The sequence below is a fragment of the Aquimarina sp. KJ22-3 genome (assembly GCF_055808215.1).
Genome location: NZ_CM147859.1, coordinates 2,695,874 through 2,708,706, shown reverse-complemented (window position 1 = coordinate 2,708,706; position 12,833 = coordinate 2,695,874). Strand labels below are relative to the sequence as shown.

18 protein-coding genes are annotated in these 12,833 nt (G+C 34.5%); 6 read left to right on the top strand and 12 right to left on the bottom strand.

The window, feature by feature from the left end:
- Nucleotides 1–13 precede the first annotated feature (13 nt).
- The 3 genes from AC0L3Q_RS12450 to AC0L3Q_RS12440 form a co-directional block, all read right to left on the bottom strand.
- The gene (locus AC0L3Q_RS12450; protein ID WP_473279664.1) at nt 14–775 is read right to left on the bottom strand and encodes an SDR family NAD(P)-dependent oxidoreductase; all 762 of its coding nucleotides are present in this window, start codon (nt 773–775) and stop codon (nt 14–16) included.
- A 110-nt stretch (nt 776–885) separates the two neighbouring features.
- Entirely contained in the window at nt 886–2,214 is a 1,329-nt protein-coding gene (locus tag AC0L3Q_RS12445) for a S41 family peptidase (protein WP_473279662.1), read from the bottom strand.
- A 147-nt stretch (nt 2,215–2,361) separates the two neighbouring features.
- Nucleotides 2,362–2,679: a MarR family winged helix-turn-helix transcriptional regulator gene (locus AC0L3Q_RS12440; RefSeq protein ID WP_473279660.1), complete on the bottom strand. Its 318-nt coding sequence runs from the start codon at nt 2,677–2,679 to the stop codon at nt 2,362–2,364.
- A gap of 272 nt (nt 2,680–2,951) precedes the next feature.
- On the opposite strand from AC0L3Q_RS12440, the gene AC0L3Q_RS12435 reads away from it, so the two are divergent.
- Nucleotides 2,952–4,475: an aldehyde dehydrogenase family protein gene (locus tag AC0L3Q_RS12435; protein ID WP_473279658.1), complete on the top strand. Its 1,524-nt coding sequence runs from the start codon at nt 2,952–2,954 to the stop codon at nt 4,473–4,475.
- 11 nt (nt 4,476–4,486) lie between these two features.
- Entirely contained in the window at nt 4,487–4,885 is a 399-nt protein-coding gene (locus tag AC0L3Q_RS12430) for a DUF779 domain-containing protein (protein WP_073313516.1), read from the top strand.
- On the opposite strand, the gene AC0L3Q_RS12425 is transcribed toward AC0L3Q_RS12430, so the two are convergent.
- Both AC0L3Q_RS12425 and AC0L3Q_RS12420 read right to left on the bottom strand, forming a co-directional pair.
- Nucleotides 4,872–5,288 (bottom strand): YceI family protein, encoded by a 417-nt coding sequence (locus AC0L3Q_RS12425; protein WP_473286939.1) that lies wholly within the window; start codon nt 5,286–5,288, stop codon nt 4,872–4,874. The two genes, AC0L3Q_RS12430 and AC0L3Q_RS12425, sit on opposite strands and share 14 nt — an antisense overlap.
- Nucleotides 5,288–5,845, bottom strand: coding sequence for an FKBP-type peptidyl-prolyl cis-trans isomerase (locus AC0L3Q_RS12420; protein ID WP_473279656.1), 558 nt, complete (start codon nt 5,843–5,845; stop codon nt 5,288–5,290). The genes AC0L3Q_RS12425 and AC0L3Q_RS12420 overlap by 1 nt, the downstream gene beginning before the upstream one ends.
- Before the next feature lie 136 nt (nt 5,846–5,981).
- Between AC0L3Q_RS12420 and AC0L3Q_RS12415 the strand changes: the two genes are divergently transcribed.
- A complete protein-coding gene (locus tag AC0L3Q_RS12415) occupies nt 5,982–6,869 on the top strand; it encodes a helix-turn-helix domain-containing protein (RefSeq protein WP_473279654.1) in 888 nt (295 codons plus the stop codon).
- A gap of 14 nt (nt 6,870–6,883) precedes the next feature.
- Here the strand turns inward: AC0L3Q_RS12415 and AC0L3Q_RS12410 are convergent, their stop codons facing one another.
- Nucleotides 6,884–7,540, bottom strand: a complete 657-nt coding sequence (locus AC0L3Q_RS12410; RefSeq protein ID WP_473279652.1) for a class I SAM-dependent methyltransferase — start codon at nt 7,538–7,540, stop codon at nt 6,884–6,886.
- Nucleotides 7,541–8,347: 807 nt separating this feature from the next.
- Here AC0L3Q_RS12410 and AC0L3Q_RS12405 point away from each other — a divergent pair.
- Nucleotides 8,348–8,479, top strand: coding sequence for a hypothetical protein (locus AC0L3Q_RS12405; protein ID WP_280174012.1), 132 nt, complete (start codon nt 8,348–8,350; stop codon nt 8,477–8,479).
- 94 nt (nt 8,480–8,573) lie between these two features.
- Here AC0L3Q_RS12405 and AC0L3Q_RS12400 read toward each other — a convergent pair whose 3' ends face one another.
- Nucleotides 8,574–9,422, bottom strand: coding sequence for a sterol desaturase family protein (locus AC0L3Q_RS12400; protein ID WP_473279650.1), 849 nt, complete (start codon nt 9,420–9,422; stop codon nt 8,574–8,576).
- Nucleotides 9,423–9,587: 165 nt separating this feature from the next.
- Between AC0L3Q_RS12400 and AC0L3Q_RS12395 the strand changes: the two genes are divergently transcribed.
- Together AC0L3Q_RS12395 and AC0L3Q_RS12390 are read left to right on the top strand one after the other, a co-directional pair.
- Nucleotides 9,588–10,013 carry an SRPBCC family protein gene (locus AC0L3Q_RS12395; protein WP_473279648.1) on the top strand — a complete coding sequence of 142 codons (426 nt, stop codon included), beginning with the start codon at nt 9,588–9,590 and terminating at the stop codon, nt 10,011–10,013.
- Nucleotides 10,003–10,332: an ArsR/SmtB family transcription factor gene (locus tag AC0L3Q_RS12390; protein WP_073313506.1), complete on the top strand. Its 330-nt coding sequence runs from the start codon at nt 10,003–10,005 to the stop codon at nt 10,330–10,332. Before AC0L3Q_RS12395 ends, AC0L3Q_RS12390 begins: the two co-directional genes overlap by 11 nt.
- Nucleotides 10,333–10,347: 15 nt before the next feature.
- On the opposite strand, the gene AC0L3Q_RS12385 is transcribed toward AC0L3Q_RS12390, so the two are convergent.
- The 5 genes from AC0L3Q_RS12385 to AC0L3Q_RS12365 all read right to left on the bottom strand — a co-directional run bounded on the left by AC0L3Q_RS12385 (nt 10,348) and on the right by AC0L3Q_RS12365 (nt 12,679).
- A complete protein-coding gene (locus AC0L3Q_RS12385) occupies nt 10,348–10,731 on the bottom strand; it encodes a hypothetical protein (RefSeq protein ID WP_473286883.1) in 384 nt (127 codons plus the stop codon).
- A 59-nt stretch (nt 10,732–10,790) separates the two neighbouring features.
- Complete coding sequence (locus tag AC0L3Q_RS12380; protein ID WP_473286882.1) at nt 10,791–11,402, bottom strand: hypothetical protein; 612 nt, start codon at nt 11,400–11,402, stop codon at nt 10,791–10,793.
- 6 nt (nt 11,403–11,408) lie between these two features.
- Nucleotides 11,409–11,645, bottom strand: a complete 237-nt coding sequence (locus AC0L3Q_RS12375) for a sigma factor-like helix-turn-helix DNA-binding protein (protein ID WP_473286880.1) — start codon at nt 11,643–11,645, stop codon at nt 11,409–11,411.
- Entirely contained in the window at nt 11,623–11,892 is a 270-nt protein-coding gene (locus AC0L3Q_RS12370) for an RNA polymerase sigma factor (protein WP_473286878.1), read from the bottom strand. The genes AC0L3Q_RS12375 and AC0L3Q_RS12370 overlap by 23 nt, the downstream gene beginning before the upstream one ends.
- Before the next feature lie 145 nt (nt 11,893–12,037).
- Nucleotides 12,038–12,679, bottom strand: a complete 642-nt coding sequence (locus tag AC0L3Q_RS12365; protein ID WP_473286877.1) for a hypothetical protein — start codon at nt 12,677–12,679, stop codon at nt 12,038–12,040.
- Nucleotides 12,680–12,833: the final 154 nt, after the last annotated feature.

The window sequence follows — 12,833 nt, the reverse complement described above, 5'->3', positions numbered from 1 at the left end:
AATTTTTGTTGAATTATCGTATGTGACTCCCTGCATTGACATCGATGGTGGCGCCTGTAGCGTGATCCATTAAACCACTGCACATCAATCCTACCAAGGCGGTAAGATCTTCGGGTGTGGTGAGTTCATTCAATGAAATTTCATTTAATATTTTCTCTTCTCCATATATTTTTATAAAATCCTCCGCCATTCGTGTTTTTGTAAAACCAGGTGAGAGTACAAAAGACTTGATATTATCCTTTCCAAAAGATCGGGCCACGCTCCTGGCTAAAGAAACGAGTCCTCCTTTTGAAGCTGCATACCCCAAAAATTCTTCGGTTTCTCCCCTAAAGACTGCTCTACTCCCAATAAAAATAAACCTTCCCTCTCCGTTCTTTTTAAAATGATCAATCCCAAGCTTGGTCAATAATCCAACAGCATGTAAGTTAATATCTATCGTTTTTTTCCAGATACTCCACCACTCTTCTGTATCCAAATTGGTAGAATGTGCTTGAAATACGCCCGCATTCAGAATTACTACGTCAATGTTACCAAATGTGCTTTCTACGGTCTCAAAAAGGGATATCACCTCATTTTCATTTACCAAATCTGCTTGAAAAGCCTTAGAATTAGTGTTATAGCTACTTACCAAAGCTTCTGCAGCACTCCTATTCGTATTATAATGCACAGCTACAGTAGCTCCCATCTTCATCAAAAACCCTGCAATAGCCTTACCAATTCCATCTGATGCTCCCGTGACCAAAATTACCTTCTGATCGAGATCAATTTGTATCATAAAATATATTTCCTATAAATATACTAATGGAATAGCAAATTCCTTATAAAAACAAAGACCAGATTTTACTTTAAATCTGGTCTTCGCAATTCAATGGAAAGGTACTTGGTCTAATTCGCTTTTTCTTGAAATGCTTTTAAATTGTTTTGAAACAACTCTAATTGGTCATCATTGTTTTTGGCAGCTGTTTTTACAGCCTTTTGATAATTAATTAATGCTAAATCATTTTGGTTGTTTGTTGCTAATGCTTCTGCATAACTATCATAAACATTTGCTGAATCCGGAAATAATACGGTGTTTGCATTAAATATTGCAATAGCAGTATCTTTTTGACCTCTTAGCAAATATGAATATCCTAACCCATTGATTTCAAACTCATCCAGAATTCCTGAGGTGATTAAATATTCCAATTGTTTAATCAATTCTTTATTATCCTTTTCTAGTTTGGTAATAGCGTTCTCCAAAGGTTTGAAAAGTGTATTACTATACGTTATGGCATCTTGTTTGGCTAGTTCTTTAGCCTTCTTTAAGGCTTCATCTGCATTCATTTTTATATCAGGAGTCACTCCTGTTCCTTCCCAATTGGTTTTGGTAACCGTATTTACGGTTCTGGCAAAAGGAATACGTATTCCAAAATCTGTCCCGTCAATACCATGATATCTGGTAGGGTGTGCTCCACCACCGGTCACTTCACCAATAACGGTGGCTCTTTTTCTACTTTGCATAGTATAAGAAAAGTCTTCTGCCCCAGAAAAAGTATCTGCACTTGTTAGTATATAAACAGGAACGTTCGGCCGTTTTAGTCCTTTTGTATCCACTACCCACATTTCTTCAGAATGATTGTTGGCTCTAGAATATATCGTATTCAGTAATAATTTCTCATTAAAAAAATAGCTGGACAAATAGTTCACAGTTACTGGGCTTCCTCCTCCATTTCTTCTCATATCTATAATTATAGCATCGGCAATTTGCATTTCACTCATTACCTGATCTATCTTAGAAGTATGAAAAGGAGCTCCCCCGAAATAGGCCAAATCTATATATCCAATATTTCCTTTCATCAATTTAAAACCTCTTAACATAGGAGTCCTATACCGACTAAAATTATCTTTAAAAGAAAGCTCTTCTTTACGTGATTTACGTGGTTCTTTATTCCAGATAAAACGAAGATGTTTGTCTTTTGTTATACTTCTCATTTCTTGGGTAAGCAAGCTGGCAAAATCACTAGGTGTCTTTCCCTCAAAACTACCATTCTTCATTAATTTATCAAGATGGGCATTGGTTTCTTTTGCTTTATCCAAAAATATGTAGTTCGCTTCCAATAGCTCTTGAACTTTCTCTACTGTTTGGTGATATGATGTCTGTCCGTAATTGATTGATTGATATAAAAACGCTATTAAAAGTGAAGCTAGTTTTGCAAGCGCAAGAATTCTTTGCATAATATTGTTTTTTAGGTTAATACTATTGATTTGTTGTACAATTGGTAATGATTTTATCTAATATTTTTTCGACTTGATCAATTTCTTCTTCTGTTATTCCTTCCAGGGCAGTTGTCCGATTCTTTATAATAACAGGAGGCAACTTTTCTAATATTTTTTTCCTTTGTTAGTAATTTCGATGTTATATCTCCTCCTATCTTCACTATGGGTCGATCTAACTAAATATTGTTTCTTCACCATCAAGTCTATCATACGGGTCATAGAGGCATTATCTTTAAATACCAATGCAGCAATTTCTTTTTGCGATAGCTCTGGGTAATGTTTTAGAAATAGTAAGATCAAACCTTGATCTACCGTGATGTCACTTACTGTCTCTGATATTCTTTTCTGAGCATACTTCCTATACTCTTTTATAGCGCGTTCAATTTTATAAAAAACTACCTGAGTCGGAATTTCAATATTCATATACATCTATTTGATACAAATATATTTGATATATCAAATAAATAGATATACTCTAAGATTATTTTAACACTAAACCTATTAATATCCAGTTCATACATCAAATTACACAACCAAATTAAGACATAATATTAACAGCATTCCTAACTATAAATACCTTAAAAAAATGTATATTTAAGCATAGACCTTTTCTTGTCAGGAAGCATCACTTTTTTTGGCAAAACATACACACATATTACATTTCTTACTTCATCTTCAACTCTAAAATCAAAACTATGAGTATTTCTCAGGCATCCCCCAAAAGCAGGATAGAAAAGCCTAATTTTAAAGACCAATACGACAATTACATCAATGGTAAATGGACTGCGCCGGTAAAAGGACAATATTTTGACAATGTCTCTCCGGTCGACGGTACCAGTTTTACCAAAATTGCCAGATCCACTTCAGAAGATATCGAACTTGCTATTGATGCTGCATGGCAAGCGGCACCCAACTGGAACAACTCTTCGGCTACATTTAGAAGCAATTGTCTCTTAAAGATTGCTGATGTAATCGAAGAAAACCTAGAAACCCTTGCACGGGCAGAAACCTGGGACAACGGAAAAGCCGTGCGAGAAACCCTGGCTGCGGATATGCCACTAGCAGTTGATCACTTCAGGTATTTTGCTGGTGTAATTCGCGCAGAAGAAGGTTCTGCCAGCGAGTTAGATGATCAAACTGTATCTATTAATATTCCTGAACCTTTGGGTGTGGTTGGACAAATCATTCCATGGAATTTTCCAATCCTAATGGCCACCTGGAAAATTGCTCCTGCACTCGCAGCGGGTAACTGTATCGTTTTGAAACCTGCCGAACAAACTCCTGTGGGTATTATGATATTGATGGAACTCATAGAGGGTATCCTACCTGCTGGTGTATTGAACGTTGTAAATGGTTTTGGTCCAGAAGCAGGTAAGCCTCTTGCCTCTAGCCCTAGAATCAATAAAGTTGCTTTTACAGGAGAAACCACTACTGGGCAATTAATTATGCAATATGCATCTAAGAACATCACACCGGTTACCCTAGAATTGGGTGGAAAATCTCCGAACATTTTCTTTGAGAGCATTATGGATGCTGATGATGATTTCTTTGACAAAGCTATAGAAGGGGCCGTAATGTTTGCATTGAATCAAGGAGAAGTATGCACTTGTCCGTCCAGAATATTGATACAAGAAAATATTTATGATCAGTTTATTGAGCGCGTTATCGAGCGTACAGAAGCTATCAAACTTGGTCATCCACTAGATCCTCAGACCATGATGGGAGCTCAGGCGTCTAATGATCAATTCGAAAAAATACTCAACTACATCAATATTGGTAAAGACGAGGGGTGTGAAGTACTAACCGGAGGTGAGGAAGCATATATTGAAGGACTTGAAAAAGGATACTATGTAAAACCGACCTTACTTAAAGGAAACAATAAAATGCGTGTTTTCCAGGAAGAAATATTCGGTCCGGTAGCTTGTGTAACTACGTTTAAAAATGAAGCTGAAGCCATAGAAATCGCCAACGATACTTTATATGGACTTGGAGCAGGTGTTTGGACACGGGATATGCATCAGGCTTATCAAATATCCAGAGCGGTAAAAGCCGGTAGAGTTTGGGTAAATTGTTATCATAATTATCCAGCACATGCTCCTTTTGGAGGATATAAGAAATCTGGAATCGGGCGAGAGAATCATAAAATGATGCTCAGTCACTACCGTCAAACCAAGAATATGTTGATTTCTTATGATAAAAAAGCATTAGGCTTTTTCTAAACTATTAAAAAATGATAAAAAGGGTTCTTATTAGTGATGCTGCTATAGCCATAGTAGATACCCTGAAAAAACAATACGGGGAGTTGATGTTTCATCAAAGCGGAGGTTGCTGCGATGGCTCCTCCCCGATGTGTTTTGAAAAGGGTGAATTATTGATCAATGAAACCGACATTTGGCTGGGAACTATCCATGACTGTGATTTTTACATGTCTAGTGATCAGTTTGAATATTGGAAACACACACAACTTACTGTAGATGTTGCTCCCGGCCGAGGTGCTAGTTTCTCTCTGGAAATCCCCCTTGGTGTTCGTTTTGTGATTAAATCAAGAATATATGATGAAACAGAGATGAATCAGCTAAGCCCCATCAAAAAAGGAAATGAAGTGAATCAAGATATTAACATCCCCTAGGGATGGCATAGATGATCACATCAAATTCTATGGTGTCTGATATCACATCATCTCCTAGATTATCATAAAAACTTCCGGAACCGTATTTGATATTCCATCGTGTTCGATTAATCGATATTTTGGAAGTAAATACGGTTTGTCCTTTTATGACATTAAATTCTCCGGTAAATTCTATGGGTTGTGTAATTCCTTTTATGGTCAGCTCTGCTTCAATGTTAAATTTTGGGTGCAACGAATAATCAATCCGATTGATTTTCAATTTTGACAATGGGTATACCGAAGTCTCAAAGAAATCTTCATTTTTTAAATGATCTACGAGCATTTCATTATATTTTCCATCGGTATTGGTAATCGTTTCCATATCCATTAGGAACTCCCCTCCTGTGATCATTCCTTCGTGCATCACCCAATTTCCTTTTTGAATTTTACCGTACCAAAATGTTTATCCAGCTTTAATGCATAAAAGCCTGTCCATTTAATACTACTTTCCAGGGTATCAATAGGTATCACTTGACCTTTTTCAGGCAATATGGATTGTTTTTGTACAATATCGATCAACTCCACCTCATACACCAATGTTGAATCTGGGTGTGGAAAACGAACTTCACCAGTCCTTTTGCTTAAAGCTGGTGGTACTATAAGTTTACGTACCTCTCCTACTTTCATGCCTACTACGCCTTCATCAAGACCTTTTATTACCTGATTACCTCCTACCAAAATTTTTAAGGGTTCTCCATTATCCCTTGAGGAAAAGACTAACGAGTCATTCTGATATCTTGTGGATTCGTGGATCAAAATTTCTTGTCCAGAAGATACAGAAGCTCCCATACCTTGTTTCAGGATCATATATTGAAGACCAGATGTGGTAGTAATGTATGGATTAATAGTACTGCTTTTCTTACATGCAGATATCAATACCCCCATAATTATCGTATACAATGCTATTTTTAAATTCTTCATGTTTTCCGTGTTTAGTTTCATTTTTTATTATAATTTGATTGAGAATTTTGAACGCCTTTTCAATATAAAATTGGAAAGGTGTATACTTTTCAAATCAATTGTAAAAAAGTGTAACCAAATTGTAAAAACATATTCATTGACGCTCTATACATTTCATAAAAAACTAATTATCAATAGATTAATATTTATCCTGTTTTTTTTATCGGGAATATTGATCAATCATGCACAAGAAGAAACTCAGTATATCCCAGAGAAAATTAAAATTAGTTTACGCCAATTGGGTAATGAGTTGCTATTGTCTAATCAAGACTCGGTATCCAGAATACTACCAATTACAAAAATCAATGATCAGGAATATCGATTATCTTTTCAAGAAAACCTTTTTATAGATCCGGATGTATTAACCGAAAAGTCGAAAAATCTAATTTCAAATTCTGTCTTGTGGAAAGATCACATCATTGAGGTTATCGAATGCCGTTCTTCTGAAGTGGTATACAGTTATCAGATCAGTGGCGTGCGGGAACAGAATATAGTTCCGTGTATAGGTCGTAAAATACCTAAGAATTGTTATGAAATTCGGGTTATCTTTCCTAAAGCACAGCTAGTTTCTACGAATAATGCAGATGTTAATACTACGCCTGTATTATGGATACTAATTGGTATAGGGTTACTATTTGCCATACTATTAGGGATAAAGTATACGATTTTAGATAAAAAGAAGGATACTCAAAGAAAGCTTCAATTAGGTAACACTTCTTTTTTCTATGATCAACAATTACTCAAATACAATAATGAGGTTACCAAACTTACTACTAAAGAAGCGGAACTGCTTAAGATTTTTGCGGATACCCCTAATCAAATTATCAAAAGAGAACTACTGATCAAATTGGTGTGGGAAGATCAAGGGGTCATTGTTGGACGTAGTTTGGATATGTTTATTTCGAAACTAAGGAAAAAATTGAATGGAGATACTTCTGTCAAAATCACCAACATTCATGGTGTAGGTTATAAAATGGAAATATAAATAACACCATCTAACTATTCTGGTAATGTAGCGACAAGAATCCACATCTGTTTATCCTTTTCATTTTTCCAGTTCCCAAAATTGGCTATTTCTTCTGAAATCGCGAAGCCAGCTTCTTCTAGTTCAGCTTTTACATATTGTGATGATAAGGTATGCGCATCTGTTTGTTCGTCTCTAGACTTATCGCGCATATGTTTCTTCAATTTCTCAAGAATAAGAATATGTCCTCCTGGTTTCAGTGCTTTTTTTACATGTTTGAGGATGGTCATATAAGATTCCATTTCATGATAGGTATCCATAATGATTACGCTATCTAGTTGTCCCAATGGCAATTTTGGGTTGTCATAATCACCCAAAACCGTTTGAACGTTTGTCAATTTTCTGTCTTTAAGATGTTCATCTAATCGTTCCAATCGGTTCTGTCGAACATCTACTGCATATACTTTACCCAAATTTCCGACTTCGTTTGCAAGACGAATGGATAAATATCCTTCATGACATCCAATATCTGCTACAGCACTTCCTTGATCTATTTGAGCCAACTTCATCAATTCATTTACCTTCATCCAAGTATCTCTTTTTGCCCAATCAGACTCTTTATATTGAGCAAAACAGAAATTTCCTAAAGTCATAAAGAACAAAAGCAGTATTCCATATCTCCAATTTTTCATATACTTATTTTATAACAAAAGTTTTGCATTCTAAAATGTAACATTTAATCGTTTTGCTTGTATATACTTTATGAAAAGTTTGTGTTTATCATGCTAACTATGTTCGAATATATACAAAGGACAACACTTACTACAAACTTTTAAAAGCCTCTTACTCCCCTATTTTCGGGGAATTTCACCCAAAAATTGTTAATTAATGTTAAAATAGTACCTTTTTATGCATAGTACTGTAACAAAATCAAAGTTTCGTTGTCTTATAGGTAAACAACAATCATAAAACAGTACAACATGAGAACTTTAGACAACAATCAAATTAGTAAGAAATTATCAGGAACAAGAGGATACATCTGGAATACGAAAAGAAGATACAGATAATCATCATCAAAAATATTTATCAATCAAAAAACCATCATAACATGAGAACTTTAGACAGCAATCAAATCAGCAAGAAATTACCAGCAACAAAAGGATATATCTGGAATACGAAAAGAAGATACAGATAATCATCATCAAAAAAACAATCATTCATCAATCAATCAAAATATATACATCATGAGAACTTTAGACAACAATCAAATTAGTAAGAAATTACCAGCAACAAAAGGATATATCTGGAATACGAAAAGAAGATACAGATAATCATCATCAAAAAACAATTATTTATCAATCAATCAAAATATATACATCATGAGAACTTTAGATAACAATCAAATCAGCAAGAAATTACCAGCAACAAAAGGATACATCTGGAATGCTAAAAGAAGGTATAGGTAATTATTTCAACAACAACAATCAAAAAAATCTGCCATGAAGACATTAAGAAATATAAGAAAGAAAATAAGTATTGCGGTTAGAAATCCCAAGACTATTTTAGATCAGACATCGAATGAGTATGCATACGAATATGTGATGCAAAAACGAATCAAATTATATGTATAAAAGTAAGTTGAGTTTAGTTAGTTAGTTATTAAAAAAGCTGAATGCTATAAAAACATTCAGCTTTTTTTATGCTCGACAGTTAATACATTCAATATTACTCTGTTTTGTCTGATTCAAACTTTGCCCCTACTGGTGCTCTGTATCCTTCAAAAGGAAGTTTCAATAACTTTCCGATTTTGGCATTAGAATCTACATCAGGATACGTATCTACACCGTATACCAAGTCTTCATTCCGAATTTTAGCAAAAGTACCGAATACTCTATCCCAAATTGAGAAAATGTTCCCATAATTAGTATCTGTATACGGCAGTACGTAATGATGATGTACCTTATGCATATCTGGTGATACAATAATCCAACTTATTACATCATCTAATTTTTTGGGTAAGGATATATTGGCATGATTAAACTGAGACAACACTACCGATATGGATTGATACAACATAATAATCCCTACCGGTGCACCAACGATAAATACTCCTAAAGTGGTAAATATAAAACGGATCAGACTTTCACCCGGATGATGTCTATTTGCGGTGGTAGTATCTACATGATTATCGGTATGGTGTATCAAATGAAACATCCAAAGTGGTTTGATCATGTGTTGTACATAATGTGCCAACCACGCTCCTATCAAATCTAATAAGGCTACACCCAGCAAAATAGTTGCCCACAAGGGTAATTCTAACCATTGCAATATGCCAAATTGATTTTCTACAGTCCAATCACTGGTCTTTAATAAAATAAAAGCCAAGAAAAAATTGACCAAAATGGTGGTTAGCGTAAAGAAAATATTAGGCCAGGCATGTTTAAACTTTTTATAATTAAATTTAAACAATGGTGCTGCATATTCTATCAACCAAAAAAAGGCGATCCCTCCTACCAATATCAGGCTTCGGTGCGATGAGGGAATAGTTTCAAAGTAATTTATAATCTCTTTCATAGGCACAAAATATTCTATTTTTCCGGATTTGACAAAACTTTAATCAACATTATAGTTCTAAAATCATGTGTTTTAAGCAAAAAAGCAACCAGAAAGTTGCATTTCAATAAAATTGATTTATATTTGCAACTATATAGTTGCATTTTTAATTAAAATCAAATTACAATGAAAGATTTCATCATCAAAGAACACACTTTTACCCATACCATAGACAAGGTATGGAATGCTATTACCAAGGCCGAGGAAATATCCACTTGGTTCATTAAAGCAGATTTTAAAGCTGAGGAAGGATACCAATACACCTTCTACTCTTCTGGAGAAGACTGTACTCAAATCTCTGGTGTCGTGAAAGAGGCTGATCCTTATACCTTGGTATACACTTGGGTAGTGCAAGACACCGAAGTAGAAACCCTTGTAAAATGGCAATTAGAAACTACTGATAGCGGAACCAAATTATACCTCAAACACTCCGGAATATCTAATTATCCAGGAGATACCGCAGTAAAGATGTTTAGTAGTTTTGACGGTGGTTGGACGAACTGTGTTAACGAACTAGAAAAATATCTAATTCAAGAAGTACATGCAGGATAAGATCACTAAGATATTGAAAGCGGTTTCAGACCCTACTCGACGAGAAATTTTTCATGCGTTGGTAGTTGCTGCTACCGCATTACCGATTACACAAATTTCTAGCCAGTTTGATATGAGCAGACAAGGAGTTACAAAACATCTTAAAACTCTAGAAACAGCAGGGTTGGTACATATCGATACCCAAGGAAGAGAACGGTTTTGTTATGCAAATGCTAATCCGCTGAAAGAAATCAATCAATGGTTACATTTTTATGAACAGTTCTGGGATAATGCCATCACCGATCTTGGTAATTATCTGGACACCAAAAACGAGCAGTAAAAACAGATTCCATTTTTAAGAGAGTTGTTCTCTAATCCAGGCTTCTGCGGTAACAAGGTCATCAAATGTCATGATTCCATCTTCGAAGAACATATTTTCTATTCGAACACTGGATTCCTGAACTCGATTAAAAACCACAACAGCAAATGCTTCTAGATTAGGGAACACTTCTTTTATTTTGGTGTAATCTGTAGCTTCTATAGAATATGAATTGATTCTGTGCGATATATATCCAAAAGGACGACCCTCAAAATGTAGATTAGTTAGCCTAGAGAGTTCTTTGGCTTTTTGATAATCAAAAGAGACTCCTTCTGCCACCTCAATGATTAAGTAATTGTCATAAAAAGTCACTTTTCCAACTTCAAGATTGTATTCTTTAATCGCATTTTCTTTATTCATGCAGCGTGACTTTGTTTTCTAGAAACAAGATACGCAAAAAAGATAGAGTGTAACAACTATTAATCAACTTCACTTATTTCTTTGATCAAGTTTTCTGCCGCATTAATACTGCTGTTGTAAGATCTCATTACCCACTTTGCAAAGAAGATTACAAAAGCGATTGCTAATGGAATTGCTACTACGAATGGCCATACAGATTTGGAATCGGCTATCAGATCTTTGTTATTCAAAACTTTAGCACTTACGGGAAGAATGGCAAACATTAGAACAAAACTCAAATAATATCCCCATTTAGCCACAGTTTGAAATCTTTTCTTCGCTTTTGTATAAGACAAAAGAGTTTGTTGATAACTATTTTTTGCGATATCTATACGCTTCATTCTATGAATAGATCGTAAAGATAAAACGGGCAAGATTAAAAGAATCGCTATAGATATCAATCCAGATAACATGTTGTACCAATTATCCAGTCTACTGAAATTGGCTAATATCAACACAATAGTTCCATAACAAATTACTGTTCCCAAAATTTCCGGAATAGCAATCTTGTTGATTTTACTTCTATATTTTTCTTTAGTCATCATAATGATCATTTTATTGGTTAACTTTTTTTGCGTTTCCAACTGGTCGCTAAGTTCAGACCAAACAGCCTGCATTTCTTCTAGTTCCATACTTCTTTATTTTATGATCTGTGTTTTCAGTTTTTGTTTGATTCGGGAAATCCTAGTCCCTACATTGGTTGGCGACAATCCGGTAATTAATGCTATCTCCTCATATTTTTTACCTTCTAACAACAAAAGCATTAATCCTTTTTCTAGTTCATTAAGTCTTTTTATGTGTGAGTATACTAGTTGTAATCGTTCTTCAAATACTTCATCATAAGGTTCTGTTTTACGTTTGACCAGGGAATCCATTGGTATTTGAATACCACGTTTTTTCTTTTTTGAATCTGGTAATTGCTGTATTTAAGGCTACGCGATACATCCAGGTACTAATTTTGGCTTCTCCTCTGTAGCTATCATATGCTTTCCATAATTGATACACAATTTCCTGATATAAATCTTTCTTGTCCTCATGAGTATCGGTATATATGGAAGTAATCTTATAGATTACTCCTTCATGTTTTTTAACAACCTGAGTAAATTCACTCTCTTTTTGCATTTTGAGCTCGTATTTATACCATTAGTACAGCATCCTTCTATAAAATCACAAATACCATCAAAAAAATAATGAAAAGTTGAAAAAGAGGCATAAAAAAAGAGCATAATACTATGCTCTTTTCTTTTGATATTATTGATTTTATATCTTATTGATCTTTCACTACAATCAATGAAGCTTTTACACCAGTAGTAAGATTCCATTCATTACCAGTAATTAAATTACCCAATTCATCATACAACTGAAACTGAGCTGTATTAGGTCCTGATTCTCCCTGATTTAAAGCTTGTATGTCAATTTTATTAAACCCTTTGATTAAATTAATTTTAATCCCCTGAAAATTGGCCGTTAAAAATACTCGAGGAGCGATAACATCGTCATTTACAAAAATTCGAACAATGTCACCATCTACTTGCTCATGATCTCTATATACGAGACTTACAAATTTTCCATTGTTTCTGAAGTCTCCCAAATATTGATCACTTTTATACTCGTCCTTGATATCTTTATCTTTTCCAAACCATTTGGGAGTATCCTCTGCCTGAGGTGCTAGCAGATTATTATTGGTATTCATGCTAAAGGTTTGTTTTTTTTGCCTGATATCAGAACCGTCTTCTGGCTTTTTGGAGAGCGTGAATCTATTATTGGGATTTGCATTAGGTTTGGCAGTAGACAATCGATATTTGTCAGTATTTAAATCTCCTTGATCAATACGTAAACCTGAAGTCTTCTCTATCTGGGCATTTACATGAATGCCTATTCCTAGAAGCAAAAGAAAAAAGAATTTCATTTTCATATCCATAATGCATTAAAATCTTTTAAAGTAAATATACTTATTATAAACCTTAAGTCTGTTAATTCGTTGCAAAACCTACAATTTTCTTGCCATTTTATAAAAAACCCATTTCAAATTTGTAAGATAAACCTTATATAGCTTATTTTAG